Annotated in this window: 26 protein-coding genes, 3 pseudogenes and 1 riboswitch; of the genes and pseudogenes, 15 read left to right on the plus strand and 14 right to left on the minus strand. The window is 70.0% G+C overall.

The features are described from left to right. Window positions 1-31: 31 nt before the first annotated feature. The 7 genes from ACFY1U_RS36500 to ACFY1U_RS36530 all read left to right on the plus strand — a co-directional run bounded on the left by ACFY1U_RS36500 (window position 32) and on the right by ACFY1U_RS36530 (window position 7,270). Window positions 32-421, plus strand: coding sequence for a VOC family protein (locus ACFY1U_RS36500; RefSeq protein ID WP_390698330.1), 390 nt, complete (start codon window positions 32-34; stop codon window positions 419-421). Between the two features lie 84 nt (window positions 422-505). Continuing rightward, a riboswitch (SAM riboswitch) is annotated at window positions 506-618 on the plus strand. A gap of 79 nt (window positions 619-697) precedes the next feature. After that, window positions 698-772, plus strand: a complete 75-nt coding sequence (locus tag ACFY1U_RS36505; protein ID WP_390698474.1) for a putative leader peptide — start codon at window positions 698-700, stop codon at window positions 770-772. 220 nt (window positions 773-992) lie between these two features. Further along, window positions 993-2,612 carry an ABC transporter substrate-binding protein gene (locus tag ACFY1U_RS36510; RefSeq protein WP_390698331.1) on the plus strand — a complete coding sequence of 540 codons (1,620 nt, stop codon included), beginning with the start codon at window positions 993-995 and terminating at the stop codon, window positions 2,610-2,612. Between the two features lie 3 nt (window positions 2,613-2,615). Further along, window positions 2,616-3,575: an ABC transporter permease gene (locus ACFY1U_RS36515; RefSeq protein WP_390698332.1), complete on the plus strand. Its 960-nt coding sequence runs from the start codon at window positions 2,616-2,618 to the stop codon at window positions 3,573-3,575. Continuing rightward, the gene (locus ACFY1U_RS36520; protein ID WP_390698333.1) at window positions 3,572-4,519 is read left to right on the plus strand and encodes an ABC transporter permease; all 948 of its coding nucleotides are present in this window, start codon (window positions 3,572-3,574) and stop codon (window positions 4,517-4,519) included. Before ACFY1U_RS36515 ends, ACFY1U_RS36520 begins: the two co-directional genes overlap by 4 nt. Beyond that, window positions 4,516-6,198: a dipeptide ABC transporter ATP-binding protein gene (locus tag ACFY1U_RS36525; RefSeq protein WP_390698334.1), complete on the plus strand. Its 1,683-nt coding sequence runs from the start codon at window positions 4,516-4,518 to the stop codon at window positions 6,196-6,198. The genes ACFY1U_RS36520 and ACFY1U_RS36525 overlap by 4 nt, the downstream gene beginning before the upstream one ends. A 13-nt stretch (window positions 6,199-6,211) precedes the next feature. Further along, a complete protein-coding gene (locus ACFY1U_RS36530) occupies window positions 6,212-7,270 on the plus strand; it encodes an LLM class flavin-dependent oxidoreductase (protein ID WP_390698335.1) in 1,059 nt (352 codons plus the stop codon). A 418-nt stretch (window positions 7,271-7,688) separates the two neighbouring features. Here ACFY1U_RS36530 and ACFY1U_RS36535 read toward each other — a convergent pair whose 3' ends face one another. After that, window positions 7,689-8,387 (minus strand): AIR synthase related protein, encoded by a 699-nt coding sequence (locus ACFY1U_RS36535; protein WP_390698336.1) that lies wholly within the window; start codon window positions 8,385-8,387, stop codon window positions 7,689-7,691. Window positions 8,388-8,536: 149 nt separating this feature from the next. Here ACFY1U_RS36535 and ACFY1U_RS36540 point away from each other — a divergent pair, with 149 nt between their 5' ends. After that, complete coding sequence (locus ACFY1U_RS36540) at window positions 8,537-9,208, plus strand: DUF402 domain-containing protein (RefSeq protein WP_390698337.1); 672 nt, start codon at window positions 8,537-8,539, stop codon at window positions 9,206-9,208. Between the two features lie 166 nt (window positions 9,209-9,374). Next, window positions 9,375-9,635 (plus strand): annotated as a pseudogene (locus ACFY1U_RS36545) (nucleotidyltransferase family protein); the annotation flags it as partial. Window positions 9,636-9,880: 245 nt separating this feature from the next. On the opposite strand, the gene ACFY1U_RS36550 reads toward ACFY1U_RS36545, so the two are convergent. Beyond that, window positions 9,881-10,927 (minus strand): LacI family DNA-binding transcriptional regulator, encoded by a 1,047-nt coding sequence (locus ACFY1U_RS36550; protein ID WP_390698338.1) that lies wholly within the window; start codon window positions 10,925-10,927, stop codon window positions 9,881-9,883. A gap of 57 nt (window positions 10,928-10,984) precedes the next feature. Then, the gene (locus ACFY1U_RS36555; protein ID WP_390698339.1) at window positions 10,985-11,437 is read right to left on the minus strand and encodes a hypothetical protein; all 453 of its coding nucleotides are present in this window, start codon (window positions 11,435-11,437) and stop codon (window positions 10,985-10,987) included. A 224-nt stretch (window positions 11,438-11,661) separates the two neighbouring features. Here ACFY1U_RS36555 and ACFY1U_RS36560 point away from each other — a divergent pair, with 224 nt between their 5' ends. The 3 genes and pseudogenes from ACFY1U_RS36560 to ACFY1U_RS36570 all read left to right on the plus strand — a co-directional run bounded on the left by ACFY1U_RS36560 (window position 11,662) and on the right by ACFY1U_RS36570 (window position 12,931). Next, window positions 11,662-11,961, plus strand: coding sequence for an amidohydrolase family protein (locus ACFY1U_RS36560; RefSeq protein ID WP_390698340.1), 300 nt, complete (start codon window positions 11,662-11,664; stop codon window positions 11,959-11,961). A 44-nt stretch (window positions 11,962-12,005) separates the two neighbouring features. Then, a pseudogene (locus tag ACFY1U_RS36565) lies at window positions 12,006-12,215 on the plus strand (amidohydrolase); the annotation flags it as partial. 110 nt (window positions 12,216-12,325) lie between these two features. Next, window positions 12,326-12,931: an amidohydrolase family protein gene (locus tag ACFY1U_RS36570; RefSeq protein ID WP_390698475.1), complete on the plus strand. Its 606-nt coding sequence runs from the start codon at window positions 12,326-12,328 to the stop codon at window positions 12,929-12,931. Between the two features lie 121 nt (window positions 12,932-13,052). Here ACFY1U_RS36570 and ACFY1U_RS36575 read toward each other — a convergent pair whose 3' ends face one another. Further along, window positions 13,053-13,925 (minus strand): SDR family oxidoreductase, encoded by an 873-nt coding sequence (locus tag ACFY1U_RS36575; protein WP_390698341.1) that lies wholly within the window; start codon window positions 13,923-13,925, stop codon window positions 13,053-13,055. A 140-nt stretch (window positions 13,926-14,065) separates the two neighbouring features. Here ACFY1U_RS36575 and ACFY1U_RS36580 point away from each other — a divergent pair, with 140 nt between their 5' ends. Beyond that, a complete protein-coding gene (locus ACFY1U_RS36580; RefSeq protein ID WP_390698342.1) occupies window positions 14,066-14,470 on the plus strand; it encodes a winged helix-turn-helix transcriptional regulator in 405 nt (134 codons plus the stop codon). Between the two features lie 215 nt (window positions 14,471-14,685). Here ACFY1U_RS36580 and ACFY1U_RS36585 read toward each other — a convergent pair whose 3' ends face one another. Beyond that, window positions 14,686-15,225 carry a DinB family protein gene (locus ACFY1U_RS36585; RefSeq protein ID WP_390698343.1) on the minus strand — a complete coding sequence of 180 codons (540 nt, stop codon included), beginning with the start codon at window positions 15,223-15,225 and terminating at the stop codon, window positions 14,686-14,688. Window positions 15,226-15,283: 58 nt separating this feature from the next. Here ACFY1U_RS36585 and ACFY1U_RS36590 point away from each other — a divergent pair. Next, a pseudogene (locus tag ACFY1U_RS36590) lies at window positions 15,284-15,511 on the plus strand (IS701 family transposase); the annotation flags it as partial. 117 nt (window positions 15,512-15,628) lie between these two features. On the opposite strand, the gene ACFY1U_RS36595 reads toward ACFY1U_RS36590, so the two are convergent. The 6 genes from ACFY1U_RS36595 to ACFY1U_RS36620 form a co-directional block, all read right to left on the minus strand. Further along, complete coding sequence (locus tag ACFY1U_RS36595; RefSeq protein WP_390698344.1) at window positions 15,629-19,075, minus strand: SAV_2336 N-terminal domain-related protein; 3,447 nt, start codon at window positions 19,073-19,075, stop codon at window positions 15,629-15,631. Continuing rightward, a complete protein-coding gene (locus ACFY1U_RS36600; RefSeq protein WP_390698345.1) occupies window positions 19,076-20,026 on the minus strand; it encodes an AAA family ATPase in 951 nt (316 codons plus the stop codon). Further along, window positions 20,023-22,239, minus strand: a complete 2,217-nt coding sequence (locus tag ACFY1U_RS36605) for a trypsin-like peptidase domain-containing protein (RefSeq protein WP_390698346.1) — start codon at window positions 22,237-22,239, stop codon at window positions 20,023-20,025. Before ACFY1U_RS36605 ends, ACFY1U_RS36600 begins: the two co-directional genes overlap by 4 nt. Continuing rightward, window positions 22,236-22,622: a CU044_2847 family protein gene (locus ACFY1U_RS36610; protein WP_390698347.1), complete on the minus strand. Its 387-nt coding sequence runs from the start codon at window positions 22,620-22,622 to the stop codon at window positions 22,236-22,238. The genes ACFY1U_RS36605 and ACFY1U_RS36610 overlap by 4 nt, the downstream gene beginning before the upstream one ends. A gap of 154 nt (window positions 22,623-22,776) precedes the next feature. Continuing rightward, window positions 22,777-23,079, minus strand: coding sequence for a hypothetical protein (locus tag ACFY1U_RS36615; protein WP_390698348.1), 303 nt, complete (start codon window positions 23,077-23,079; stop codon window positions 22,777-22,779). 215 nt (window positions 23,080-23,294) lie between these two features. Then, window positions 23,295-23,513 carry a hypothetical protein gene (locus tag ACFY1U_RS36620; RefSeq protein WP_390698349.1) on the minus strand — a complete coding sequence of 73 codons (219 nt, stop codon included), beginning with the start codon at window positions 23,511-23,513 and terminating at the stop codon, window positions 23,295-23,297. A gap of 80 nt (window positions 23,514-23,593) precedes the next feature. Between ACFY1U_RS36620 and ACFY1U_RS36625 the strand changes: the two genes are divergently transcribed. Further along, window positions 23,594-23,731 (plus strand): hypothetical protein, encoded by a 138-nt coding sequence (locus tag ACFY1U_RS36625; RefSeq protein WP_390698350.1) that lies wholly within the window; start codon window positions 23,594-23,596, stop codon window positions 23,729-23,731. Between the two features lie 104 nt (window positions 23,732-23,835). On the opposite strand, the gene ACFY1U_RS36630 is transcribed toward ACFY1U_RS36625, so the two are convergent. The 3 genes from ACFY1U_RS36630 to ACFY1U_RS36640 are packed head-to-tail and all read right to left on the minus strand — an operon-like array spanning window position 23,836 to window position 26,725. Then, the gene (locus ACFY1U_RS36630; protein ID WP_390698351.1) at window positions 23,836-24,429 is read right to left on the minus strand and encodes a TetR/AcrR family transcriptional regulator; all 594 of its coding nucleotides are present in this window, start codon (window positions 24,427-24,429) and stop codon (window positions 23,836-23,838) included. Window positions 24,430-24,458: 29 nt separating this feature from the next. Next, on the minus strand, window positions 24,459-25,553 hold the full coding sequence (locus tag ACFY1U_RS36635) for a tetratricopeptide repeat protein (RefSeq protein WP_390698352.1): 1,095 nt from the start codon (window positions 25,551-25,553) through the stop codon (window positions 24,459-24,461). After that, window positions 25,550-26,725, minus strand: coding sequence for a DUF4331 family protein (locus ACFY1U_RS36640; protein WP_390698353.1), 1,176 nt, complete (start codon window positions 26,723-26,725; stop codon window positions 25,550-25,552). Before ACFY1U_RS36640 ends, ACFY1U_RS36635 begins: the two co-directional genes overlap by 4 nt. Window positions 26,726-26,946: the final 221 nt, after the last annotated feature.

Consider the following 26,946-nt stretch of genomic DNA (forward strand, 5'->3'; position numbering starts at 1 on the left):
TCGGCGATGCGGCGCGGAGTAGCGTGTGAGCATGGCGGAGTTCAACGCTGTTCAGGTGAACCTGTGGTGCGACGACGTGGAGCGCTGCGCGGCGTTCTTCCGTCGCCTCGGCATGCCCGAGCGGTTCCGCTTTCCGCCGGACGGCGAGCCGCACCAGGTCGAAGTAGAGGCTGCCGGTGTGCGGATCGGGTTCAGCTCGGCCCGCGTGGGCGGCGCACTCTTCGGCATCGCCACGACACCCGGCGAGAACACCGAGGTCGTGTTGTGGTGCGAAGACGTCGACGGCCTGTATCGGACGGCCCTCGAAGCGGGTGGCAAGCCCCTGACGAGTCCGACCGACTCTCCGGACGGGCGGCTCCGCCATGCCTGGCTGCACGATCCCGAGGGCCACCGCGTGAAGCTCGTGCAGGAACGCGGCTGAGCTCCGCCCCGAGCACAGCCCAGGCACGGCTCGCCCCGGTTGCCGCATTGACGTACGACAAGTCCGCTCCGTACGATCACGAACGGCATTGAGTGTCAGCGTCAAGCCCTGGCTTGCTGACCGGCAACCCTCCCGCGCGGTGGGGTGCTCCAGGTGAAAGCCCGGCGGGATCATCGATGATCCTGCAAGCGCGTGGCCCCTTGAGCGGGGCCGGAGTTGGGGAGGACGGGCATGCATTGTCACAGTGATGACCTCAGTGCCTCCTTCGCCGTCGCCATGGTGTTCTCCCGGCTCTCGCGCCGCCGGCACATCGACCTGAAGCGCTCGACCAGCTGTCTCTGTCAGGCCTGACGGGCGTTCCCACCGCCGGTCGACGTCCGGCACCGGTCGTCGCCGCACCCGTCTCCGCCTGATCCGGCTCCTCTGCCGGATCCCCGCTCCCCCCCTGATCCCTGTCTGCACAGCGCTCCCCCCGCCACCGGCACCGCGCCGGCCGGGGCTGCACACACATGCACGCCCGTGCCTCGTACGGCACCCCGTGCCTGGTGACACGAGTAGGAGAAACCACTCCGTGACAGCACTTCCGGATTTCAGAACCCCTCGATGGGCAACGCTGACTGCCCTTCTCACCACCAGCGTGCTGCTGACCGCCTGCGGATCCGGCTCCGACGGCTCCGGCAGCGACAGCGGCAAGCCGAAGTCCGGCGGCACCCTGACCTTCGCGGTGGGTTCGGATGCCGGCTGCGTGGACCCACAGCAGGTCGGCAGCAACGAGAGCATCTACTCGGTACGCCAGACCGTGGACTCACTGACCGACCAGGACCCCGAGACCGGCAAGATCGTGCCGTGGCTGGCCAAGAGCTGGGACATCAACTCCGACGCCACGGAGTTCACGTTCCATCTGCGCTCGGGTGTCACCTTCAGCGACGGCTCCAAACTGACCGCGCAGGTCGTCAAGGACAACTTCGACGCGGTGCCGAAGCTCGGCGCCCTCGGCATCCTCGCCCAGGGCTATCTGAGCAGCGTCAAGAGCACCACCGCGGTGGACCCGCTCACCGTCAAGGTGACCTTCAAGCAGCCCAACGCCCAGTTCCTTCAGGCGACTTCGACCCACTCGCTGGGCATCGAGTCGTCGGCGAGCGTCAAGAAGACCCCGCAGCAGAAGTGCAGCGACGGCGTCATCGGGTCGGGGCCGTTCGTGCTGAAGCAGTACGTGCAGAACCAGTCGATCACCCTGGCCAAGCGCACCGGGTACGACTGGGGCTCCTCGCTGTGGTCCAAGAAGGGTGAGGCCTACCTGGACAAGCTGGTGTTCAAGGTCGTGCCCGAAGCGGGGGTGCGGGCCGGCAGTCTCCAGTCCGGGCAGGTGGATGCGATCAGCAGCGTCGGCAAGGCCAACGAGGCGGCGCTCAAGGGCGGCCAGGTCACCCTCCTGCGCCGGGCCAACCCGGGCGTGGTGTTCGGGTTGGGGATCAACAACTCGCGGCCCGTCCTGAAAGACGTGAAGGTGCGCCAGGCAATTCTGGCCGCCCTCGACCGCAAGCAGATCGCCGACACCGTGTTCCCGACCGGCACCAAGCCGGCGACCAGCGTCCTGGCGCACACCACGCCCGACTACACCGACCTCTCCGCGGACCTCGCCTCCGACGCGGCCAAGGCCAAGGCCCTGCTGGACGCGGCCGGTTGGAAACTCGGAAGTGACGGCATACGCGCCAAGGACGGCAAGAAGCTCAGCCTGACCATCAGCTGGTTCCCCAACGCGGCCACCAACCAGCCCGCACTGGAACTCGTCCAGCAGCAGCTGAAGGCCGTCGGGATCGACGTGACGCTCAAGCAGGGCCAGGTCAGCCAGTTCGCGACCACCCTCCAGGGCGGCGACTTCGACCTGGTGTGGGGCAACGTGACCCGCGCCGACCCCGACATCCTGCGCAGCTCCTTCTCCAGCAAGCTGGCCAACTTCTACCGTCTGCCCGCCAGTTCGCTGGACACGGTGCTGTCCGGGCAGGCCGCGACCACGGACACGGCCAAGCGCAAGCAGCTGGTGGCCGAGGCGCAGAAGCTGATCGTGCAGAACGCGTACAACGTGCCGGTGGTGGAACTCCAGACCCAGCTGGCCGTGACGAAGAAGGTGCACGGCCTCGCCTTCGACTCGGGCACCCGCATCCAGCTGCACGACACCTGGATCGGCTAGCGCATGCGCCGCTATGTGATCAAGCGTCTGGCGCAGGCGGTCGGGGTGCTGTGGGCGGCGTACACCGTGTCCTTCCTGGTGCTGGACTTCCTGCCCGGTGACCCGGTCACCGCGATGGCCGGTGCCGGGGTGGACTCGGGGGACGTCGACCCGGCCCGGCTGGCCGCGCTGCGGCACGAGTACGGCTTCGACAAGCCGATCCTGGTGCAGTACGCCGAGTATCTCGGCCGGGCGGTGCGCGGGGACTTCGGCGACGCGGTCTCCACAGGTCGCCCGGTGACCGCCACCCTGTCCGACGCACTGCCACAGACCCTCCAACTGACCGGTGCCGCACTGCTGTTGGCGGTGCTGCTCGGCGGCGGTCTCGCGGTGGTGGCGACGTACACCTCGCAGCGGTGGCTGCGGCAGCTCCTGCTGTCGCTGCCCCCGCTCGGGGTGTCGGTCCCGACCTTCTGGGTGGGACTGCTGCTCGTCGAGGCGTTCTCCTTCCGGCTGCACTGGTTCCCTGCCTTCGGCAACGACGGACTGCGGGGGCTGGTGCTGCCCGCCCTGACGCTGGCGATCCCGACCGGTGCGCTGGTCGCCCAGGTGCTGGCCAAGAGCCTGCTCACCGCGCTGGACCAGGCGTATGTGGAGACCGCGCGGGCCAAGGGCGCCGGGCGGTGGCGGGTGCATCTGCGGCACGCGTTGCGCAACGCGTCCCTGCCGGCGCTGACGGTCGTCGGCCTGCTGGTGGGGCAGCTGATCGCCGGTTCGGTGGTCGTCGAGACGGTGTTCTCCCGCGACGGACTCGGCCGGGTGACCGCGGCGGCGGTCACCGCTCAGGACCTCCCGGTGGTCCAGGGGGTGGTGGTGTTCGGGGCGCTGATCTTCGTGGCGACGAACCTCGTCATCGACCTGGTCTATCCGCTCCTCGACCCGCGGATCGTGGTGGCCTCGGACAGAAGGGCGAGCTTCGCATGAGCCAGAGCCTTGTCGACGACGTCGAGGATCCGGCCGAGGCCGCCCTCGGACTCACCCGGCCGCTCAACGCGAGGACCGACGGAACCGGGACCGGTCTCCGAGCGGGGCGCCGCGTCGACGTACGGCAGGTGCTGCGGTTCCTGCTGCGCCGCCCCGGTCTGCTGCTGTCCGCCGTCGTCGTCGTACTGGTGGTGCTGGCCTCGTTCTGGCCGGACCTGTTCACCTCGCAGGATCCGCTGAAAGGGGTGCCGTCGCAGAACTTCCGCGGCCCGAGCGGCGCGCACTGGTTCGGCACGGACGAGCTGGGGCGCGATGTGTTCTCCCGCGTGGTGCACGGCGCCCAGCTGTCCCTGAAGGCAACGATCATCGCGGTCCTGGTCGCGTTCCTGGTCGGCGGTCTGCTCGGTGTGATCGCCGGGTTCGTGGGCCGCTGGATGGACGACGTACTGATGCGCTTCGTCGACGTCCTCCTGTCCATCCCCGCACTGTTCCTGTCGCTGGCCCTCGTCACCGCGCTCGGCTACGGGACGGTGAAGGTGGCGGTCGCGGTCGGCATCGCCAGCGTCGCCTCGTTCGCCCGGGTGGCACGCGCCGAGGTGCTGCGGGTGCGGCAGGCGGTGTTCGTCGAGGCGTCCCGCTCGTGCGGGGCCCGCTGGTATTCGGTGCTGGGCCGGCATGTGCTGCCCAACTCCGCGGGCCCCGTGATCGTCCTGGCCACCCTCGACTTCGGCGCCTCCATCCTGGCCGTGTCGGCGCTCAGCTTCCTCGGCTACGGTGCGCCGCCGCCGGCCCCGGAGTGGGGGACGCTGATCTCCGACGGCCGCAACTACCTCGCCAACGCCTGGTGGTTGACCGCGCTGCCCGGGCTGGCGATCGCCGCGACCGTACTGGCCACCAACCGCATCGCCCGGGCGCTGGACGGCGAATGGTCCCGGCAGCGATGACCGACGAACGTGAACACGGTGAGAACGGTGACGACGTGAGCACACCTCTGCTGGAGATACGCGGCCTGTCGGTGTCGTACCGCACCCGGGGCGGCACGGTCGCGGCCGTCCGGGGCGTGGACCTCGACGTCTGGCCGGGACAAGTGACCGCCGTGGTCGGCGAGTCCGGCTCCGGCAAGAGCACCACCGCGCACGCCATCACCCGCCTGCTGACGGCGAACGGCACCATCGACGCGGGCACGGTCCGCTTCGGCCGGCACGACCTGGCCACACTGTCGGAGGCGGAGCTGCGCACCGTGCGCGGAGCACGGATCGGACTGGTCCCCCAGGACCCGACGGTCTCCCTCAACCCGGTCAAGCGGATCGGCGAACAGGTCGCCGAGGTGCTGCGCATCCACGGACTGGCGACCCGCCGCTCAGCCCCGGCCGAGGCGATCGCCGTCCTGGACCGGGCCGGGCTACCCGACGCGGCCACCCGCGCACGGCAGTACCCGCACGAACTGTCCGGCGGTATGCGGCAACGCGCCCTGATCGCCATCGCCATCGCGGCCAAACCCGAGCTGATCATCGCCGACGAGCCCACCAGCGCGCTCGACGTCACCGTGCAGCGGGTCATCCTCGACCATCTCCAGCACCTCACCGAGGAGTCGGGCACCGCGGTCCTGCTCGTCACCCACGACCTCGGGGTCGCCGCCGACCGGGCGCAGCGCCTGGTGGTCATGGAGCAGGGCAAGGTGGTGGAAGCGGGCACGACCCATGACATCCTCGCCAACCCGCAGCATGAGTACACCCGCCGACTGCTGGCCAGCGCACCGAGCTTGACCACTGCCCGGCCCCGCACCCCGGCCTCCGCACCGAAGGCCGATGCGGTCCCCCTGGTCGAAGTCCGCAATCTGGTCAAGGAGTTCGGGCTGCCCCGCGCCGGGGACGGCCCACGGGTCCTGCGCGCGGTCGACGACGTCAGCTTCACCCTCCACCGCGGTCAAACCCTCGCGCTGGTCGGCGAGTCGGGCTCGGGCAAGTCCACCACCGCCCGCCTGGTGCTCCGTCTCGCCGACGCGAGCGCCGGACACGTCCTGTTCGACGGCACCGACGTCACCGGCGCGCGGGGCGCCTTGGCCAGAGAACTGCGCCGCCGCGCCCAGCTGGTCTACCAGAACCCGTACGCCTCCCTCGATCCCCGCTTCTCCATCGGCGAGGTGATCACCGAGCCGCTGCGCGCCTTCAAGGTCGGCGACCGCGCCTCCCGGCTCGCCCGGGCCCGCGAACTGCTCGACCGGGTGGCACTTCCCGCCACCACGCTGGAGCGCCGTCCGGCGGAGTTGTCGGGCGGGCAGCGGCAGCGGGTGGCGATCGCCCGCGCCCTCGCCCTCTCCCCCGATCTGGTGGTGTGCGACGAACCGGTGTCCGCGCTCGACGTGTCCGTGCAGGCCCAAGTCCTGGACCTGCTGGCCGAGTTGCAGGCCGACACGGGCGTGGCGTACCTCTTCATCTCCCACGACCTGGCCGTCGTACGCCAGATCGCGCACCAGGTCGCCGTCATGCGGGCCGGACGCGTCGTCGAGACAGGACCGCCGGAGGAACTGTTCACCAGCCCCCGCCACGAGTACACCCGACAGCTGCTCGCGGCCATCCCCGGCGGCCATGTCCCCACCCCCGCCGAGACCACCACGAGCTGAGGACCACGGTCGCATGAGCACACCCACCATCACCTCACTGGCCCTTCTCACCCCGGGCAACTTCGCCGACGACGACCCGTACACCGGCCTGGAGGAGACCCTCCAACTCTTCGAGTACGGCGAAAAGCTGGGCTTCGACGGCGCTTGGATCCGCCAGCGTCACCTCGAACACGGCGTCGGCTCGGCCGCCGTGTTCCTCGCCGCGGCCGGCCAGCGCACCGAGCGGATCGAACTGGGCACCGCGGTCATCCCGATCGGCTATGAGAGCCCGTTCCGCCTGGCCGAAGACCTGGCGCTTGCCGATGTCCTGTCCCGCGGCCGCCTCCAGGTCGGCTTCAGCACCGGCATGCCGCACGCCGAACTGCTCGGTGACCTGGTGTACGACGGCGACTGGCGCAGCTTCGACCTGTCGTACGGCAGGATCGCCCGCCTCGTCGACAACCTGCGCGGCGACTATCTCGGCGGCCCGAACACCGTGATCCACTCGCCGGGCAACATCCAGCGGCCACGGCTGCAGCCGCACAACCCCGGCCTGGTGGAGCGGATCTGGTACGGCGGAGGCAGCCTGCGCTCGGTCCGCTGGGCCGCCGAGAACGGTCTCAACCTGCTGTCCGGCAACATCGTCTCCGGCGAGGACACCGACGACTTCACCACCGCCCAGCTGAACCTGCTCTCCGAGTACCGGCGCGGCCTGGGCGACGACCGTCCGGCGGCGCGGGTGGCGCTCGGACGGGTGATCGTGCCGTTCGACAGCGCCGACGCGGCCACCCGGGCCCGCTACCGGGACTACGCGGCCAGTCGGCACGAACGCACCCTGAAGCCGCAGACCGTGGCGGCGCTGGGCCCGAAACGGATCCTGTTCGCCCCGGACGTGGTCGGCACCGCGGAGCAGATCCTGGAGCAGTTGGCGGCCGATCCCGTCCTCGCACAGGTGTCGGAGCTGCGACTGGAGCTGCCCTACGAGTTCCATCGTGAGGAGTACGAACAGATCCTGCACGACGTACGACACCTGATCGCACCCGAGTTGGGCTGGCGCACCGCTTCCCCGGCGGTTCAGGAAGCGGGCCGGTGAGCCCTGTCCCGGAACTCCCGGTCCGGCTCGAGATGCACGCCCGCGAGCGGTTCGCCGAGACCCACCGTTTCACCGGCATCGGGGCGTAGGAAGTGCTCACCGCCACCGCCCACTACGCCGTGGACCCGAAGGCAGCCGCCAACCGCGCGATCCCCGACCTCGACCTCGTGCCGCCCGACGTCAGGGTTGGTGTGCGGGGCGTCGCAGAAGTACTGGAGCGCCCGCCTGTTGCCGTCGACGTCGGTGCCTGGCAGGGCGATCTGCTGCAGGGCGGGGGAAACGAGCTGAGGACCGCAGCCTCGCCCCCTCACCTTCCGAGCCACGGTGCCGGCCGGCACCGACCGCCCGGCACCATCAGTTCACTACGCCATGGTGGCCGATCCAGAAGCGTGACCACCGCGCCCCAACCCGGGGACGGCTAACGCCAGAGTTCCGTGAGAGCGCCATCAGTCCACGACACAGCCCCCTCGCGGAACTCCACTTCGAACTTCCGCCTCTTGCCTGTTATGACCCTCAATTCCCCAGTGACTCTACGCTGCGAGGGAAAGGTCACCCCACCCTTCAGGGGATTCGCAATGTGGCGCGAACCCGAGCCCCGGCCCAGGTCGCAGGTGACCAGGATGCGGCCGCCCACGGCCGCCCCGCCCCGGCGGACCAGTCGGTCGTGCCGGCCGACGCCCCAGGCGATGCCCACCATCTCGAGTGCGTTGGCGTCGACGTTTCCGCCGCTGAGCCGGGCGCCGTAGTCGTCCAGTACCTCGCGCAGTCCTTCGTAGATCGCCTCGACCTTGGTGATCTCCAAGTCGAGCGGAGCCGACAGAGCCACCGCGAATCCGGCAGGACGCACCCCCATGCTGATCACATCACGACCGGTGGCGGCCGCCACCCAGCGACCGTAGAACCGGTAATCCGCCAGATCGCGGAACTCACCACGCACATAGGACGGATGGTCGACGTTGAGAACCACCACCGGCCGGTCGGGAGGGTCTGAACCGAGCTCGATCACCAGACGGTCCTCGAACTTGTCCCGCTCTGCGGTCTCCGCAAACTGCGCCAGGACGGAGGAGATGAATTCCTTCTCGGGCAGGTCGCCGATGGTGGTTGCGGCTGGCGTCACTGAGGGTCTCCCCGTGCTCGAGTCTGTGACGGGCAGGCGGAAGGGCCTGGCCGTGGGCACCCGGGGTGATCACTGAATCTAGGTGTCGTTTTGTTCAACTCGCAAGCTCCGCCACAGAGTTGCAACAATGTGCTGACAGCATGATCCACATGGATATCGAACCCGGACACGTCCTTCGCTGGAACCTGTATCTCGGCGGCCACCTCAGCACCTGTACACCGGTGCGTGTCGTCGAGTCCGGCCCCGATGGTCTGCTGTTGTGGCTCGCGGTGGGGTCGCCGGCATGGCACGCCGTGCTGCCGTCCGGCGCGCATCTGAGGGACATTCCCCCGGAGGAACGGCCATCCGGCGGATATCCGCTGCGGGCAGGGCGCTGGCACCGGGGCAACGCCCTCATCCACCAGCCCGCCGGCGCTTCGCATGCGGTGTGGTGGCTCTTCTCCTCGCGCGACGGCAGCGGCGGTTTCAGCGGTTGGTACGTGAATCTGGAGCATCGTAGGCAGGACGCGGACGGCATCGACGTACTGGATCTCGAACTCGATGTGACCGTACGGCCGGACCGTACCTGGGAGTGGAAGGACGAGGAGTCCTTCGCGGCCAAGACCGGACATCCCTCGTACTGGACACCGCGTGAGGCCGAGGACATCCGCGCCGAGGGTCACCGTGTGGCTCGGCTGGCGGAGCGCGGCGTCTTTCCTTTCGACGGCACCTGGTGCGACTTCGTCCCGCCGTCTTCCTGGGCACTTCCGGATCTGCCGCCGCGGCCTCTCAGCCCCGCACTCAGCGTCCACGAAGGAAATGTGGCGCGAACATTGCACTGATGTGGCTGTACGTGACAATCATCCACAAGATCTTGATCGCTCAAATCCCTTGTGTCACCGTCGAGTTCATCCACACCCAAGGTCTTTTCGGCAGCAATATCAGACTCCCTGCGGGGAGTTGGCGGTGACGCGCTCCGAAAAGCGGACGAGTGACCGCGATGGATTGATGGAATTAAGCACCTTAGCGCGTTCCGCACTGACGGAGAATGTGCGCAGTTGGGGCGAGATAGCGCGGGCATTCGCCGCCTCAGGAGTCCGGGCTGCCGGTTTCAAGGGCCCGTTCCTCAACGCCGTCCTCGGGCGGCCGGTCGAGCGCGCCCCGATGAGTGTGGACCTCGACCTCCTGGTCAGCCGGGACACACTCGACCAGGCCGTCCGCCTGTTGGAGTCGCTGGGGTACGTGAAGGGGCTGGGCGTCAAGGACCACCGCTTCTACCGCCTGGGACGTTGGATTCCTTTTCGACGACGAGGAGTTCGCCGGTCTGTAGCCGGACGATGGCAGGCCGGGACTGTCTCCGGGGCAGCTGGCGCTGGTGCCGGTGTGTCCTATGCGATGCACACTGCACCTCTTCAGCCACCGTGCCCCGCTCCATCGCCGTGCCCCCCGCCCGCTGCACGGCCCGAGCCCCGATCAAAGCGTCGAGCTGACCACCACCGCAAGATGAGCAGTTCTCATTGCGAAGGCGCTTTGCCCGCGCGACGTGTGGACCGTCGAGGGAACAGCACCGGCTGTACGAGCCGATGCCGGTCGACGCCGCTGCGGGCGTTGATGACAGCGATCAGCAGGTCGACCGCTTCGGCACCCACCCGGTCCGGATTGAGGCTGAGCGTGGTGACGGGCGGGGTGGTCGTCGCGTAGTCCGGATCCTTGCTGACGCACGCCACCAGCAGATCCCTCGGCACTCGAAGACCGCGGCGCCGAGCGGCGGCGAGGATGTTGTGACCGGAGTCGGAGTAGACGCCGACGACCGCGTCCGGGCTTGGATCCTGGTCGAGCAGCCGGCCGACGGCGTCCTGTTCGGCCGCGAAGGGATCGGGCAACGGGGCGTACTCCTCCACGAGGCCGGGCATGCCGTGTTTGTCGCACCAGGACCGGTAGGCGTGCGCGATCAGGTCCGGGTACGCGTCGTCGTGCAGGGGCACGGAGAGCCCGATCCGCCGGGCGCCGCGCTGCGTGAGGTGGTCCAGCAGGAGGTGCAGGCCCGCTTCGCGGTCGGTGTCCACCCACGCGTCGCCCCAGTGCGGCTGGGGCGGACGGCCTTCGCAGACCATCGGTATGCCACGCTCCCGCAGCAGGGAACGCACCGGGTCCTCAGCGCGCGGATCGACGTGGATGACGCCGTCCCTCGGCGTGTTGAGCCACATCCACGGCGACATCGAACTCGGCATCACCTGGAGCAGGTAGCCGCGTTTGTGTGCCTCCGGCATGGCTGCCAGCGTCAGCTGTGCGTAGTACGGGATCTCGGTGTACGGGACGGGAAGGTCGCCGTACGTCGTCATGGTCAGGCCGAGTACTCCGGTGCCGCCGCGGGCCAGAGCGCGGGCCGTGCCGGCCGGGGCGTAACCGAGTTCGCGGGCCGCGGCCAGCACCCGCTGCCTGGTCGTCTCGGAGAGTCGTCCGGTGCCGTTGAGCGCATTCGACACCGTGGCCGTGGACACCCCGGCACGTGCGGCCACGGCCTCCAGCGTGGGACGCCGCCAGGCACGCGAGCTCGCCATGTGCACCCCATGTTCCCCAACGACCCCGTGACGGCTTGTGGTTAAGACGTAAATCAATCAGCGTGCCGGGCGACGGCGGCCGGACCAGCCGCCGGGTGAGGAGTTCATCAGATGCCAGATGTCTTCGACGGCGCCTCTGCGACACCCGCGGGCGGCCCGCTCCACCGGCGGACGTTTCTGGCCGCAGCCGGGGCAGGCGCCCTCGCGGTGGCCGCTTCCGGTACGGCCGCACAGGCCGCGACCGGTCGGCAGCCGGTGCGGGTGGCCACCGTGATCCTGAACGGAAGAGTGTTCATCGCAACCCACGGTGGCGAGGGAGCGCAGGCGGTGGCCGTCGGCAGCGACGGAAAGATCCTCGAGGTCGGGTGCGACGCGGACATACGCCGGCGCATCGGCCCCCGTACCGTCGTCGTCGACGCCGACGGCGGCACCGTCATGCCGGGCCTCCAGGACGGCCACATGCACCCGCTCGGCGCGGCCGCGCAGTCCCTGAACCCGTCGCTGGGCCATGCTTCCCTGACGGTTCCGCAGTTCCGCGCCAAGATCCAGGAGATGCTGGACGCGACGGCCGCACAGGAGCCGGACGGCTGGCTCCAGGTGGCCGACTGGAACCCGGGGGGACTGCTGCCCGCGGGCACGGTGGCCGACAAGAAGCTGCTCGACTCGCTGAACACCGGGCGCCGGTCTTCCTGCAGGGTTCGGACTTCCACAACAGTCTCGCGAACAGCAGGGCCTTGGCCCTCGCGAAAGTCGACCGCACCACCCCCGATCCGACGGGCGGACAGATCGTCCGCGACGGCTCCGGGGAACCGACCGGCCTGCTCAAGGACGACGCCCAGGGGCTCGTCTCCGGGGTGATCCCGCCGCCGAGCGCCGACCGCATCGAGGCCGCCCAGGTCAAGATGGCGGGCATGCTGCTGGCCGCCGGCATCACGTCCTTCCTCGACGCCGCCGGCGGCGAGGAAACCGTCAAGACCTACGCCGAGCTCATCACCAAGGGCGTGCTGCCGCAGCAATCACCCCCGCGCTGCTGATCGACGCCGACCTCGCCAAGAAGCCCAGGGCGGCGGCCGAGTACCTGCGCGGTGTGCGCCGGCGCTTCACCGGACTGGACACGCTGCGGCTGACCACCGTCAAGGTCTTCCTCGACGGCGTGATGGAGTTCCCGGCCCAGACCGCCGCCCTGCTGGACCCGTACCTGGACGCCGAGGGCAGGCCGACCGATCACCGTGGCACCCTGCACGTCAGCGACCGGGACTACCGGGCTCTGGTCCGCGCACTGGACGCAGACGGCTGGCAGATGCACGCCCACGCCATCGGCGACCGCGCCGTACGCACGGCCCTCAACGCGCCTACGAGGCCGTCGCCCGGCGCGGCCGCCGTGACCTGCGGCGCTCCATTGCCCACCTCCAGCTGGTGCACCCGGACGACTACCAGCGTTTCGCCCGGGCCGGAGTGGTGGCCGGCATGCAGTTGCAGTGGGCGATGCCCTCCGCGTTCACGGATGACGCGCTGCGGCCCTACATCGGGCCGGAGCGGTACGCGCGCCTGTACCCCGCCCACAGCCTGGCCAAGGCGGGGACCCGGCTGGCCGGTGGCTCGGACTGGCCGGTCGACCCGCTGCGGCCGTTCACCCAGATCGCCACCGCGATCGACCGCAGCAACCCTGAGGAGAACCAACCGCCCCTCGACATCCGGGAGCCGCTGCCCCGGCCCCAGTCGCTGATCATGCACACCGCAGGCGCGGCGTACCAGCTGCACGACGGCGGCTCGGGAACCGTTCGTCCGGGCCCGCGGGGCGACCTGATCGTCCTCGACCGGGACATCACCAAGGTGCCGGAGAAGGACATCCGCGCCACCAAGGTCCGCTACACCCTGGTCTCCGGACGGGTGGTCCACGACGCGGAATCGGAGACGGGACGGGCCCGAGCCGAGGCGGCGCAGCGCATGGGCGCGCTGGGCGCCGGCCGGGCACTCGGTGGTTCCTGCTGCCAAGGGCACTGATCCGCGCTGAACGGCACGGCCGGGCTGGTCACTTCGCCCCGCCGCGCACAACACCATCTGCAAGCGACCGGCCTGATCATCAGACCCACCTGAGCAACCCGGCCACATCACCAGTTCGACCTCAGTCAGGCAGGGCGACCGCGAGTGCCTCGGCCAGGGTCACGGGCGGGCGGCCGATCAGGCGGCGCAGGTCGCCGGAGTCGGTGTACATCTCGCCGCGGTTCATGCCGCGGTCGGCGTCAGCGAGGACCTCCGCCAGCTCGGCGGGCAGGCCCGCGGCGACCAGTACCTGGGTGAGGTCGGTCACCGGGAGGTCAGTGTAGGTAACCTGCTTGCCGGCTGCAGCGGAGATAGCGGCGGCGAGCTCGGTCAGGGTGAAGGATTCATCGCCGCCGAGCTCGTACACGGCGCCGGTGTGGCCTTCGGCGGTGAGGACGACCGCTGCGGCCTCGGCGTAGTCGGCGCGGGACGCGGCGCTGATCCGCCCCTGGCCTGCGGCGCCGACAACGGCGCCGTTCTGCAGGATCTGCGGCAGTTGGCTGGTGTAGTTCTCCAGGTACCAGCTGTTGCGCAGCAGCACACTGGGGATTCCGCGGTCCCGCAGATATTCCTCGGTCTCCCCGTGCGTGGCACCGATGACGGTGGTGGCCGTGTCCGCGTGCGTCGTGCTCGTGTACGCCACCAGCGACACGCCTGCGGACGCTGCGGCATCGATCACGCGGCGGTGGTTGGCGACCCGCTCGCCCACGGGGACCGAGGCCGAGACCAGCAGCAGCCTGTCCGCCCCAGCAAATGCCTCGACCAGGCCGTCGGTGTCCGCGAAGTCGGCGCGGCGTACCGTAACGCCTCGGTCGGCCAGGTCCTTGATCCCGGCGATGTCCCGGCCGGTGGCGATGATGTCCGCGGCCGGGATCCCACGCCGCAGCAGCGCCTCGACGGTGAGCCTGCCCAGCTGGCCGGTGGCTCCGGTGACGACGATCGACATGATGGTCATTCCTTCCTCGCGTGCCTCGCACGCCTGCCGCGGTCCGTCCGCGGCGGGATGGAACACAGAATGACCTGGACACTCTCTGCTGGGGAGTAGCCACTTATTGGTAGGGTACTTACCAGGCCGATAGCATTGAGGTGGGACGTATGACGGCTGTCGAGAACGTGACCGGGCCCCTACCGTCATTCGATCCGTACGAGCGCGGCTGTCCGTCGCGGGATCTGCTCGACCAGATCGGCAGCAAGTGGGCGGTCCTCGTGCTGGGCGAGCTCGGCCGGAACGGGACCTCCCGGTTCGGCCAGCTCCGGCAGGCGCTGGCGGGCGTGAGCGAGAAGATGCTCACCCAGACGCTGCGCACCCTCGAACGCGACGGGCTGGTCAGCCGGACCGTCTACCCAGAGGTGCCGCCGCACGTGGAGTACGAGCTGACCGCGCTCGGCCAGACGCTGCGGGAACCGCTGAAGGCGCTCACGGAGTGGTCCGTGCTACACATCGAGGAAGTCATCACAGCCCGCGAAGAGTACGACGACCGCACTGAGCGCACCCGGTAATCGGCGGCGGCCGGCGGTCCGGTCATAGACTGCTGCCCCGCCGAGACCGGCCCGACAATCAGACTCACCTGAGTGGCCCGGCGACATCGCGTGTTCAACCTCAGTAGTGGTCCTGGTACTCCAGCTGTAGATCGTGATCGGGCCGCTGGTTACCCGTCGGGCGCCTGACGATGGTCGAGGCGCCGGGCTGACTTCGTCCTGGTTCGCCCGTTGCTTCATGTCGAATAGCCATGAAGGTATAGATCACGAAGGACGCCGAGTTCGGCACCGTGGTGAGCGGCTTCGTCCAACGCGTGGAGGGCCAGCAGCAGGTAGCTCTCGTGACCGTAGTCACCAGCGATGGGGCCCATGGGCTGAAGGAGACGGTCATCGCCGAGGGATTCGACGTGGTTGCGGAATCGGGACCAGTCGTTGGCCAGCTCCCGGACGCCTTCACTCGCCGTGCCTGGCCACAGGTGCCGGTCACCACCCTGGGGTTCGTCACCGAAGAAGCGGCCATAGCCGCGTAGGCAGTCCGCTCCGATGTGCCAGATACGCCATCCGATCGTCGTGAACGGCGCCGGACGGACCTCTCCCGCGGGGCGCGGGTCGGCACGGAACATCCCGTTCGCAGCCGGCCTGAGCGTCATGCACAAGGCGACGGGCTCCCACAGGTATTCGGTGTCGGTGAGCCCGTCAAGGCGAGCGAAGGTTCTGGAACGTACGCCCTCGAAGGTTTGTAACAGGTCGCGGGTGATGGGGCCGGGCGAGGCCATTGGCTGCTCCAGGTTCGCCGACAGGTACGGCCACCGCTGATCATCGGTGTGCGAAGACTCAAGGAAGGGACTGGCCGGGCTGGATGACCACCAGGTCCGCCGCTACCCCTCCTGAGCCCGCTGGGTCACCCTCGCCATGCTGGCCCACGCCTTCCTCGCCGTCGTCCGCGCCGACGAATATGCACACCGACCCACGCCGGACGACCTGATCCCGCTGTCCTGCAACGAGATCTGCCGCCTGTTCATCGCGCTCGTAGTCTCGCCCGTCCGTGACGCGGTCGGTCGAGATGCCGGTGCCGCTCAGGATGGCGACGAGGGGCTTGGTCATGGTGGCGAGGGTAGACGGGGGTGGCTTTCGGCCGTGAACGAATTCGAACGGCCGTGCCCTTCTGTCGTATCCCTCTCAGGGGAACAACGGACGCGGTCCGAGGAGTAGGGACGCCAGGCGTAGGTAGGCCTTGTACGCGTCGGGCGTCAGCCAGGAGAGTTCGACCGTGCTGCCCATGGCGAGGTGGCCGTCTCGGGGGACGGTGACGATGCCGCGGCAGCGGGAGCTCAAGCCCAGGAAGGCGCCCGAGTCGAGGGCCCAGCCCGCTGCGGGGCGGCTGTGGTTGAGGACGACCACGGACTCCCGTACGAGATCGGGACGGTCGAGGGTGACCAGGCGGTCCATGGCCTGCTGGGCCTGGGTGAGGCCCGCGGGGTCCGCTCGGGAGACGATGACCACGCGGTCGGTGTGGCGGAGGATCACGGGCTGCAGTTTGTCGGTGTCGATGAGGGTGAGGTCGAAGTATCGCTGTGTCTCGTGGGCGACGCTTCGGAAGTCCGCGTCCGTGTACTGGCCAGCTGTCGCGAAGTGGGGGGTGGAGTCGTTGGAGAGGACCATGAGTCCCGAGCGGTGCGGTGACAGGAAGAGCTGGAGATCCTCGAACCGCTCCACCTCGTGCAGCGATCCGGCCAGGTCCGACAGGTTGGCCAGGCTGTTGCGGAAGACGCGGCCGCCGATGCGCACCTGCCGTCCCGCGTGCCGGTCGGCGTCGATCGCGAGTACGTGTTCCTGCCGTTGGTCGGCCAGGACCGCGCCGAGCATCATGGTGGTCGTGGTGCAGCCGACGCCGTCCTTGACGCCGACAAGGGTGATCCGCAGGGGGCGTTCCAGGGGCTCGCGGATGGTTCGCGTCCACTGCTCGTGGGGGTCCTCCGGGGCCTGTGCCTGCGCCGGCTCGGCCTCGTGGGGCTCGTGTGTCTCCTCTTCGGCGTCCGCCCACTCGGTTCCGCTCGGCAGCCGCGTTCCGAAGGCGTCCGCCACCTCGCGTGCCGTGGGCCTTCCCTCCGGCTCGGGCATCACGCACCGCAACAGCAACTCCGACAGGTCCTCCTCCAGTTGGGCGAAGTGGCGGTTCCTCTCCAGCTCGGCGCGTTCATGCCGGTGCCACGGCCTTCCGGTCACCGCCTGCAACAGGATTGCGCCCAGGGAGTACACATCGCCGGCCGCGATCCGTGACTCGCCCCAGTACGTCACCTCAGGGGCCCGATAAGGGGAGTTGGCGGGTACGGACGCCGTCGACGCGGTCCAGGCGCCGTCGATGCGGGCCGACGTCCAGCCGATGACGTGCAGGGTCGACTCGGTCACCAGGATCGTGCCCGGGTTCAGCGCGCCGTGCACAATGCCCAGGCGGTGGGAGCGGCTGATCGCGCGGGTCAGATTCCAGGCCAGCCAGGTGAACAAGGGTGTGCCGGGCTGTGGCCCGGCCGCCTGCATCACGGCTCGGAGCGTGGGGGCCGGCCGGCCGTCGGCGAGCGTGTCGAGCCGTAGCGCGAGCCACGGGGCGGGAACGCCCGCGAGGTTGCTGGCCACGACGACCGGCGCGTAGACCCCGTCCATGCGGTGCAGTGCGCGTCGCTCGACGTCGAGCAACTCCTGGGCCACCGGCGAATCGAAGGAGGAGGAGACGCGCAGCAGAACCTGCTGTCCCGCATCGTCCGTCCCGATGTACGCGGTGGGCTTGCCCCCGGATCCGTCCCGCTGCAGCAGGGTGTATGGGCCCAGGACATGGAGGTCCTGCAGACGCAGGGGCAGCCAGGACGGCGTGGCCTCCAGTCCCGAAGGCAACTGCGCCTGCTCGTACTCCGTGACCCGTTCCGGCGCCGGCGCCATGGGCCGGGCGCCCAGGTGGGTCAGCAGGCGGTCCTCCAGCCAGGCGAACGGCCGGGTTCCGGGCAGGAGTTCACCCGTTCCCGCCGGGTGCGCGAGCCAGGCCGGGAAGTCGGGGGAGCGGCCGACGAGCCTGCGCAGGCGGTTGGTCACGGCTCTGGTCGTGCGCAGGAGGTCGATCGGGGACGCCGTGTCGAGCAGGATCTCCTGGGCGTCCTTGGGGAACCCGAACCGCCGGTGCTGAGCCGGAAGCCGCTCGTCGGCCGATTCGACTTGGCGCATGAGGCCGCCCAGGAACACCTCGGCGAGGTGCGCGGTCTCGGCCTGCCAGGGCACGGCCGCCTGGACGAGACGCATCACCGGCACGGTCAGCGGAGACACCGCGGCGAGATGCGCGGCAAGACGGTAGGCCTGCGGCGACGCGGCGTTGCGGAACTGCAGGACGGCCTTCGCCGCGTCGGAGCCGCGGGTCTCGGCCCCGCCGCGTGCCGTCCTGGCCTCCGGCGGAGACAGGAGCGGCAGTTCCACGCTGGCTCCGGGAGACGCGACGAGCCGAGCCCAGGCGGCGACCGCCGGGGGATGCGGTTCGAGCACGGGAACGGGGACGCCCGAGAAGACCTGGCCGAGGCCCGGAGGCAGGAGCGGATCGGTCACCTCCCAGCTCTCGTTCGCCGCACCGCGCTGCCGGGTCGTCACCAACCACCGCTCCGAGCGGATTCCGGAGCCGTCCCAGAGGTGGGCGGGCAGGGTGTGCATGATCGCCGTCGGCCCCTGCCGCGCCCAGCGTTCCAGGGCCGTGCGCATTCGTCCGTCGCGCCAGCAGGGGCCGACACCGTCGCTGATGACCAGGACGAGAGTGCGGCCCGAGGGGTCGACCACCGTGGCGGGTGACAGCAGTGGCGCGTTCGGGTCGAAGGGGCGGGACCGCAGGAGTGGCTCGGGTGCGCGGCGGGTGTCCAGGCCGTGCACCCGGATGTCCCGGAACGCCCCGAGCCGCTCCAGCAGAGCGCGCAGCTCGGTGGCGAGCCGCCGCCACAGCAGCATCGAGAGCCCGTCGTCGATGAGCAGCACCAGATTCAGCCAGCGCTGCCGGGCCGGTCGCGTCACCACGTCCGGCAGCCCCGTCTCGGCCATGGCGGCGGCCGTGGCGTCCTCGTCGAACTCCCGCTTCAACAGGTTGGGTTGGGGCTGTTTGAGGAGCCGGAGGGCGCGCCCGAATCGCAGTTCGTCCTCGCCGAGCGCCTTCTCCTCGGGCACCCGTACGGGCATCGCGCCGTCTCTCACGTCGACCCCGTGACCCGTCCCGAGGTCGGTGAACTCAGGGGCGCTGCGCATGGCCGCGGCTGCGTGCAGCGCACCGAGGAGCTGGGCGGGAGGCGGCGGCTGTGCGGGGGCGTTCGGGCCTGACGATGCCGCCTCCGGGCCGTCGGACCCGAGCGGCCCTTCACCGGACGTCCGCGACGTCTCCCCGTAGACGGACCCTGGATGCTGGGCCGAGATCTGGGGCAGGGCACGAGCGAGGGGCGCGCCACCGTCCCCGGGGAGCCGCCGCGCCAGCCAGATGACGTCCAGCAGCTCATGGATCGACAATTCGTGTCCGGTCAGCCGGCCGACGCCGGCCAGCGCGGGCGGCCCGGACGGCGGGGATTCGGTGTCGTCGGGTGGGGGTCCGCCCGGCTGCCTGGGCCCGGACATCTAGACGGCCCCGCCGAGCCGGTGCAGTACGGCGTCCAGCAGCCCCTCGGCGTCCAGGTCGACTCCGCCCTTGCGCAGGAACACGGCGTTGAGCAGCTGGTCCGTGGCGAGTTCGCCCGGCGCCCGCCGGTTGAGGAAGGCGTGGAGCAGGTCGTCCACGTCGGACAGCGCGTCCTCACCGAGATGCGCGGCGACGATGTCCCTCAGCCGTGCCTCGTCCGGATCGGGGAGATCCAGCCGTACGCAGCGGCGCATGAACGCGGGCGGGAAGTCCCGCTCGCCGTTGCTGGTGATCACCACGACGGGGAACTCCCGGCAGCGGACGAGACCGCGCGTGACCGTGACCCGCTCGGCGAGCGGCCCATGGGTGACCACCTGGACCTCGGACTGCTCCTCCGGCAGCCGGGACAGTTCGGGGATCTCGAACTCCCCCTCCTCGAACACGGTCAGCAGGTCATTGGGCAGGTCCACGTCCCCCTTGTCGAGCTCGTCCACCAGCAGCACGCGCGGCCGGTCGCGCGGTACCAGGGCGGTGCCGAGCGCGCCCAGCCTGATGAAGGCGCCGATGTCGGGATCGTCAACGCCTCGCTCGCGGCGCAGATGGGTTTCGCGCAGCCGGCCGATGGCGTCGTACCCGTAGAGGGCGTCCTTGAGGACCGAGCGGCTGTTGACGGCCCACTGCAGTACGGGTCCCAGCGACAGCTCATGCGCGATGGCGTGCGCCAGGGAGGACTTGCCGGTGCCCGGATGCCCGGTGACCAGCAGCGGGCGCCGCAGGTGCAGCGCGGCGCTGACCACGTCCGCCTCGGCCCGGCCGATGAGATAGGGACGGTAGCGGCCGCGGGCGCCGGAGCCATCGGTGAACCGCCGCCAGGGCGGGGCCTCGGGGAACTCCGTCTGCCGGGCCACCCGGTCGCCGCGGAACAGCCGCCACTCGTCGGTCCGTGTCATATCGCGTGCTCCGTTCCTTCCGTCGGGTCGGCGAGCCGCAGCTCGTCCGGCAGCGGAAGCTCGGCGTCGTCCCACACCAGGGTCGGGCGGGCGGTCACGGCCTCGTCCGCGTAGAAGTGCACTCTGAGATGCCGCACGCGCTCCGGGAGCCCGTCCACCGGCCCCTCGGGAACGGTGGCATCGAGCGGGCGCCCCTCGCCAGGGCGCACACCCGCGCGATCCCACAGCACGATGGGTACACCCATCGCCAGGCAGACGAAGACCAGCTTGCGGCGGTGTTCCGGGGTTCCGTCCAGGAGGACGCGCGCGGTGTCCCGGTGGGTTGTCTTGAGCAGTACGGCGAGCATCCGGTCGCCGGTCGTGTGGTCGGCGAGGAGGGGGCCGCCCTGGTGCCGGGCGTTCCAGCGGCGCTCCAGGTCGGCGGCCCCGGAGGGGGAGCGGAGGCGCAGCTTGGGGCTGCGCAGCACGAGATGGAAGTCCTCGCCGAGCGGCGCGGGCATGTACTCGCCGGGCTCGGCGCCGTCCCACTCGTCGACGGGCAGGTTCAGCTCCTCCGGCGGAACCGACACGGCGACCAGCGCGACGCCGTCCCCGGTGTCCTTCGCACCTCCCGCGACCTGCCGGATCAGCCGGGCGATCTCCCCGCCTGTCCGGGGCCGGTCGGACGAGGTGGCGGCCCGTGTCGCGGTGCCGTCGGGGCGCAACCGCCACACCGAACAGCGGTAGTGGTCGGCGGGGTCCTTGGCGTACCGGTCCAGCTGCACCAGGATCCGGGCACCGGCCGGCGCGGCGGCCTGCCGCGACCAGCGCTCGGCGTCCGCGCGCCGCTCGCGCAGCGCCGACGGGTGAATGCCCAGGCGCGCGGCGACCCGGTTGCTCCACTCCTGCAGGGCCCGGCGGACGAGACCGTCGGTCGCGGCCGCCACGTACTCCACCACCCGGAGCAGGGCCGGCAGCCGGGGCGTCTCGTCGGGCACGGGCGCCCCGTCGCCGTACCAGGTCTCCAGCTCGCCCAGGGCCTCGGGCACGGCGGACGCCGTGAGATGCACCGCCTGGAGGGACTGGGGGAGGTCGAGATACGGCAGCGCCGCGGTCGCCGCCCGGTGCAGCAGTCCGGGGTCGATGCGGGTCAGATGCTCCAACTTGCCCCTCAGCACCCGGTGTTCGGTCACTGAGAGCAGTCTGGCGGCGCCGGTGTGCCAGCCCAGGGCCAGCAGCCGGTCGAGCTCCGCCCGGCCACGGGGGTCGTCGGCCACCTTCGGCGCGAGCACCTCCGCCAGCGTCGGTAACGCCCGCTCTGAACCGCACAGCAGCTGCGCCAGTTTCTCCACCGGGGGAGCCGTCCCGTCGGAGGGGGCCCACAGGCCGAGCTTCTCAGCGAGTTCGACGGCGTGGGCGGCGCGTTTCGCCGGGTCGCCGAGGAGCGTGTGCAGCGGACCGACCATCATGTCGCGCACCGACTCATCCTCGGCGAACACCGTGGCCGGCTGGGCCCACAGCCCGGCCAGATGCGTCTCGGGTACGGCCTCGGCCCGCCGCAGCTCCACCACGACCGACTGCCAGGCCAGCCCCCAGCTGCGGCGGACCGTGTGCTGGGAGGAGAACGCCGTGTCCGGAGCGGTGATCCGGCCCATGACCAGTCCCACGGCGGCCCCATCGGCCACGGACCACAGGGGCCCGCCGCTGTAGCCCTCGTCGACGGCCGCACCCGACAACTGCCCGTCGAGATAGCCGACGCCGTCATCGTACGCGGCCACCCGTACATCGGCGTACGAGAAGGGCTGCCCGCTGCCGTACCACGCCCTGACCTCCTGCCCGCGGGCCATCTCCAGCCAGCGGACCGGGGCCACGGGCGGCGGTGGTTCCTCGTCCAGTTCCAGGACGGCCAGGTCGCCCTCCCACTTCAGGGCGCCGTCGTCGACCGGTCTGTACTCGTGGGAACGGGGCGGGATCCAGGCCACCAGATACGCGCTGCGGACGTCGGTGGCGGAGAGCACGGGGAAGGACACGTCGAGCGTGATCCGTCCGGGGTGCCGGGGGCTCAGACCGCGTCGGCCAAGCACGGAGTTGACGACATGGGCGCAGGTCAGCAGGTGGCGACCGGTGAGGTAGACGCCCGCGCCCGCGGTGCGGGTGCGGTTCGACGACAGGATCCGCACGAGCGCGCCGCGCGCGTCCGGCCGGTCGGCCCGGGGCGTCTCGAACCAGGTCACGCTTCGGCCCGTGGCTGCGGTCGCCAGGTCGCCGAGACGGTCATGCTCGCGTGGCCGTTGGCACCCACGATGCCGATCTTCAGGTCCTGCCCGATCTGGATGCCGAAGGCGACGGAGATCTCCTGCGGCGGATCGGGCACTCCGGACACCGCGTCGTGCACCTGCTGCAGGAGCGGACCCAGTGGTCGCAGCACGGAGCGCAGCGCGTCGGTGGCGAGCGCCCCGACGCGTGCGCCGCGTCCGACGGGGGTCACGCCGCCGATGCCGTCCGGCAGATCGGCATCGCCCGCCTCGGTCTCGCCCGCCGGTGCGAGCTCAAGGCGGACCTGCGCTCCATCGTCGAGCGTGAACTCCATGTAGTCGTAGTGCGGCACAGCAAGCATTGTGCCGATCAACGGTCCTCATAGGTAGGCGAGTTGAACAAATCCCAACGCCTAGTACTCCAGCTGTAGATCGTGATCGGGCCGCTGGTTACCCGTCGGGCGCCTGACGATGGTCGAGGCGCCGGGCTGACTTCGTCGTGGTTCGCCCGTTGCTTCATGTCGAATAGCCATGAAGGTATAGATCACGAAGGACGCCGAGTTCGGCACCGTGGTGAGCGGCTTCGTCCAACGCGTGGAGGGCCAGCAGCAGGTAGCTCTCGTGACCGTAGTCACCAGCGATGGGGCCCATGGGCTGAAGGAGACGGTCATCGCCGAGGGATTCGACGTGGTTGCGGAATCGGGACCAGTCGTTGGCCAGCTCCCGGACGCCTTCACTCGCCGTGCCTGGCCACAGGTGCCGGTCACCACCCTGGGGTTCGTCGGTTTTCACGTGCGGTGCGGTGGCGAGGAAGTCCAAGTCTGGTGTCACAACCGCACTTTCGGCTCCCTCATCTCATGCGCGCAGCCGATCCCTTGGAATCGATCACCCAGTGGTGCTGCGTCGGGAAGCCAGCGGACAGCCGTCGGCCGAGCGGGCTGCGGCCCACCGTCCGCGGACCGGGTCCGCCCGAAGCCGGCGCCCCGGAGCCGGCGGCCCGGTGCATTGGCCTGGGCCGGTCTACCGACGCCACGTCAGTAGCCCTGGCGATCTCCCAGTCGCCGGCAGTTGAGACCGATGGCGAAGATCTGCGGAGGCGCGGGCGTGGGCACGAGGAAGGCTGCCGCGTCGAACTCGAAGATCACGTGCCGGGGGTCGCGCAGCCCGGTCCGGATGGTCTCGGCGGGGTCGGAGGTGCGCAGCTCCTCGACGAAGCGGCCCAGAGCGGCTCGCCTCCCTCGCGACGAGGGCATCGCCTGCAGGGCGTGATCAGAGCGCCCGGTTTGTGGCGATATGAAAAAATCACCGTGATCATTCAAGAGGGCAGCGCACCATGGGCGACGACAACGACATGCAGGCGAAGTTCCAGAAGCTGCCCAACACCATCCGTGAGAAGGTCGAGTCGACGCTCGCGGACGCGGAGATCGCACTCGAGCTGCGTAACGCTGGACAGCTGGCGGACAAGGCCTGACTGCCAGTGGGGTCGGCTGAGTGCTGTACAGGTCAGCCGACCGGAGGGAAGCCCGGTGAAACGACCCTGGTCTTTCCACCGGGGTTCCGGTCGAACCGGAATGGCTACGGCGCCCACGCCCGCAGCGCCGTATCCACCACCGCGTCCACCATGTCATGACCGAGCGGGGCGCCCACGAGGAACCGCTGATAGACGAGCGGCCCGATGGTCGTCATGGCGAACGTCTCGGCCGTGACGTCGTCACGCAGGCGCCCCCGGGCAACGGCAGCGGTGACGGCAGGGCGCAGGGAGTCGACGATCTGGGTCAGCACAGTCTGACGGAGGTGCTGCATCCCGTCGTCGTACTGTGCCCCGCCCAGCACGGCGGCGAGAACGGCCCCGGCCTGGGCGTCGTCGAGCCGCTCGCCGAGCTGGCGCAGGTAGTGGACCAGCTCGGCGCGCGGCTCGGCACCGGACGCCGCCCGCACGTCCTCGGGCGCCGGCGACAGGGGCGGCATGCCTGCCTCCAGCGCCGCCAGACGGAGGCCGAGCAGGTCGGCCCAGTGACGGTAGACCGTGGCCCGGCCGACTCCGGCGCGGGCGGCAACCGCCTGGTGCGTGACGGCCTCCAGGCCGCCCTCGGTGAGCAGCGTGGTGGCTGCGGTCACCATGGCCTCGCGGCTGCGCACCTGGCGTGGATCGGCTCGCTCCTCCGGCATGCGGCACCCTTCGTGTGAGACACGTTGCCTCACATGCTAGTCGCAGGGTGTCTCGTTCCGGAGGCGTCGTGGGCGAGTCCCCGGCTTGCCTCGCGGGCGCGCCTGACCAGGGCGTACGAGCGGCTGGTCTGGCGCATGACCAGAGTCTGAAGGGCGAGTTGGAGCCCTCGGTCGACATCGCCTCCGACCATGAGCCAGAAGTCGGCGGCGTGATCGGCGTACGCCTCCGGGTGGCGTGTCACCAGTTCCTCGTAGCGTCTCGCTGCCCGGTCCCGCCACGGTTGGGCCTCCTGGTGGCGGCCTGCTGCTCGCAGGGTAAGCGCGAGGTGGGCGATGTACTCGGGGTCGTCGCTCGTCTCCGCCAGCGGGCGCAGGCGGGTGACAGCGGTCTCGGGGTCACCCAGGAGCAGGTCGACCTCGGCGAGATGACCGGTCGCCGGGGCATAGCCCGGCACGCGGCGCCGGGCCGCGTCGAACCAGGACCGAGCCGTGGGCAGGTCACCTTCACGCAGCCACATCACCCCGCGCCGGAAGTCCAGTTGGGCGAGCGGGAAGGGCGAGACACCCCGGTAGGCGGCGCGCGCCTCGTCGAACACGTGCTCCGCCTCGGCGGTCTCGCCGCGTTCCGCCTGGAGCACGGCAAGAGCCGACAGCATCGTGAAGTCGGACTGATGGAGGGCTGCGCTCCGCAGCAAGGAGTGGGCTTCGGCGTAGCAGCCGACCGCTTGCAGGATCGCCGCCCGTTCCGCGTCCAGAGTGGCCTGCGCCGCACCGGCCCGGCGTGCCGCGTCGAGATCGGCCATGGCTTCGGCGAACCGGTGCAGGGTCGCCCGGGTCCGGGCTCGGGCCAGCAGGGCGGCATGGTCGTCCGGCGCGTTCCACACCATGTGTTCGGAGAGCTGTGCGGCTTGCTCGTAGTCGGCGACGCGGCCCAGGAGGTGCCCGCGCATGGTCAGGAGGTCTACCAGGACGGCCTGTTGTGCGATGACGAGGGGTGCGGTGGAGTCCGCCCCGCGTACGGGTGCCGCCGCCAGGCCGTCGATCTGGGCCGACAGGTTCACCAGGGCCAAGGTGCCGTCGGTCGTGACCAGTTCCTGGTCGGTCGGCTCGCGCCGGTTCTTCATGCCGCTTCCTCCTCCGGCTCCGGCGGGGCGAGCAGCGCGGTCATCACCGTCATGAGGTCCGGCGGGTTCGGGTTGGGGGCCACGAGGTACGGGAATGTGTGCGTGGCCGGCCGGGTCGCATGGTCGACGCCGTCGCTGATGCGAGGGCCGTCGACGCCGCCCACCAGGAGTGTGTAGAGGGTGTCCACGATGTCGTCGTTCGGCGCACGGCCGCCGCAGGTCGCGTGGGAGCGTCCGGCGAGCAGCGCGGTCTCGATCTCGAAGCAGCCGTCCTCGGCGAACGGCTTGGAGATGTCGACGACAAGGAAGTCGGCCAGGAGGAGTTCCGTCAGCGGGTGGGTGCCTTGGTCGTCCGGCGGCCAGACGAGCTCGCCGTCGAGGCGGTCGAAGAAGGCCAGGTTGGCGTCGAACCGCGCCCGGTAGGCCCCGGCGTAGTCCGGTCGCACAGCGAAGGCGTCCTCCTCGTTGTAGAGGTCTCGGATCTCCAGGTCGCTGTTGACGGGGTCGTAGCTCTTGCTCGCCAGGACGACATTCTTGATCTCGGGGCGGCCCATGCGTTCCAGCCGGACCGGGCGCCCGCCGGTGGTCACTGTCTCGCCGACGACGCCGAGCAGGGGGCCGCAGTCCAGGCCGAACACCACCTCGGGGTCCACCTCGACGACGATGCTCAGCACGTTCATCCCTTCGAGGACGTTGTTCGCGCCGGGACGGAAGGCGAGCTTCTGCGTGGCGTCGGCGGCCAGAACGCCTGCGAGGTCGATGAAGAACGGGTCGAGTCGTGGTCCGGCGAAGATCCTCAGCCCTTCGGCCTCGGTGGCCGTGTGGTCGCCGACCTGGAACAGGACCTGCTCACCGCTGGGCGTCGTGCAGGTGCCTATCTGAACCGGTTCGTCGCTGCCGGGGATCTGACCGGGCGTGGCGAAGGTGAAGTCGAGGCCGTACTCGGTGTCGCCGACAGCGAACGCGGCCCGATCGGCCGCCGGGGCGACCGGCCGGACCCGGAAGCGGTAGGTGATCGCGTCGGAGAACAGCGCGGTGGGAGCAGCGGCCGGAAACACGTCGAGGATGAGTACCAGGCAGCCGCGGCGGTCCGGGCTGGGGAAGGCGAAGACGTCAGCGACGTCGGACGCGGGGTCGAAGAGGATGCGCGGTCCGGAGAAGTGATCCGCCATCGGGAACTCCTTCGAGTGATGGGTGGGTCGAGGTGCGCCACCTGTGAGACACGATGACTCACAGATGCACTGCGAGTCAATCTGTCTCATAGTGGCGTGAGTCATGCGACTACCTGCGAGTAGCGCGTTGACAAGCCGAACCAGCGAACTGATGATGTAATCAGTTATGCGGAGGTGGTCAGAAATCGGGTTTCGTCCCGCTGGCACACCATCCTGCGATG

The sequence above is a fragment of the Streptomyces sp. NPDC001351 genome (assembly GCF_042896045.1).
Taxonomy (GTDB): Bacteria; Actinomycetota; Actinomycetes; order Streptomycetales; family Streptomycetaceae; genus Streptomyces.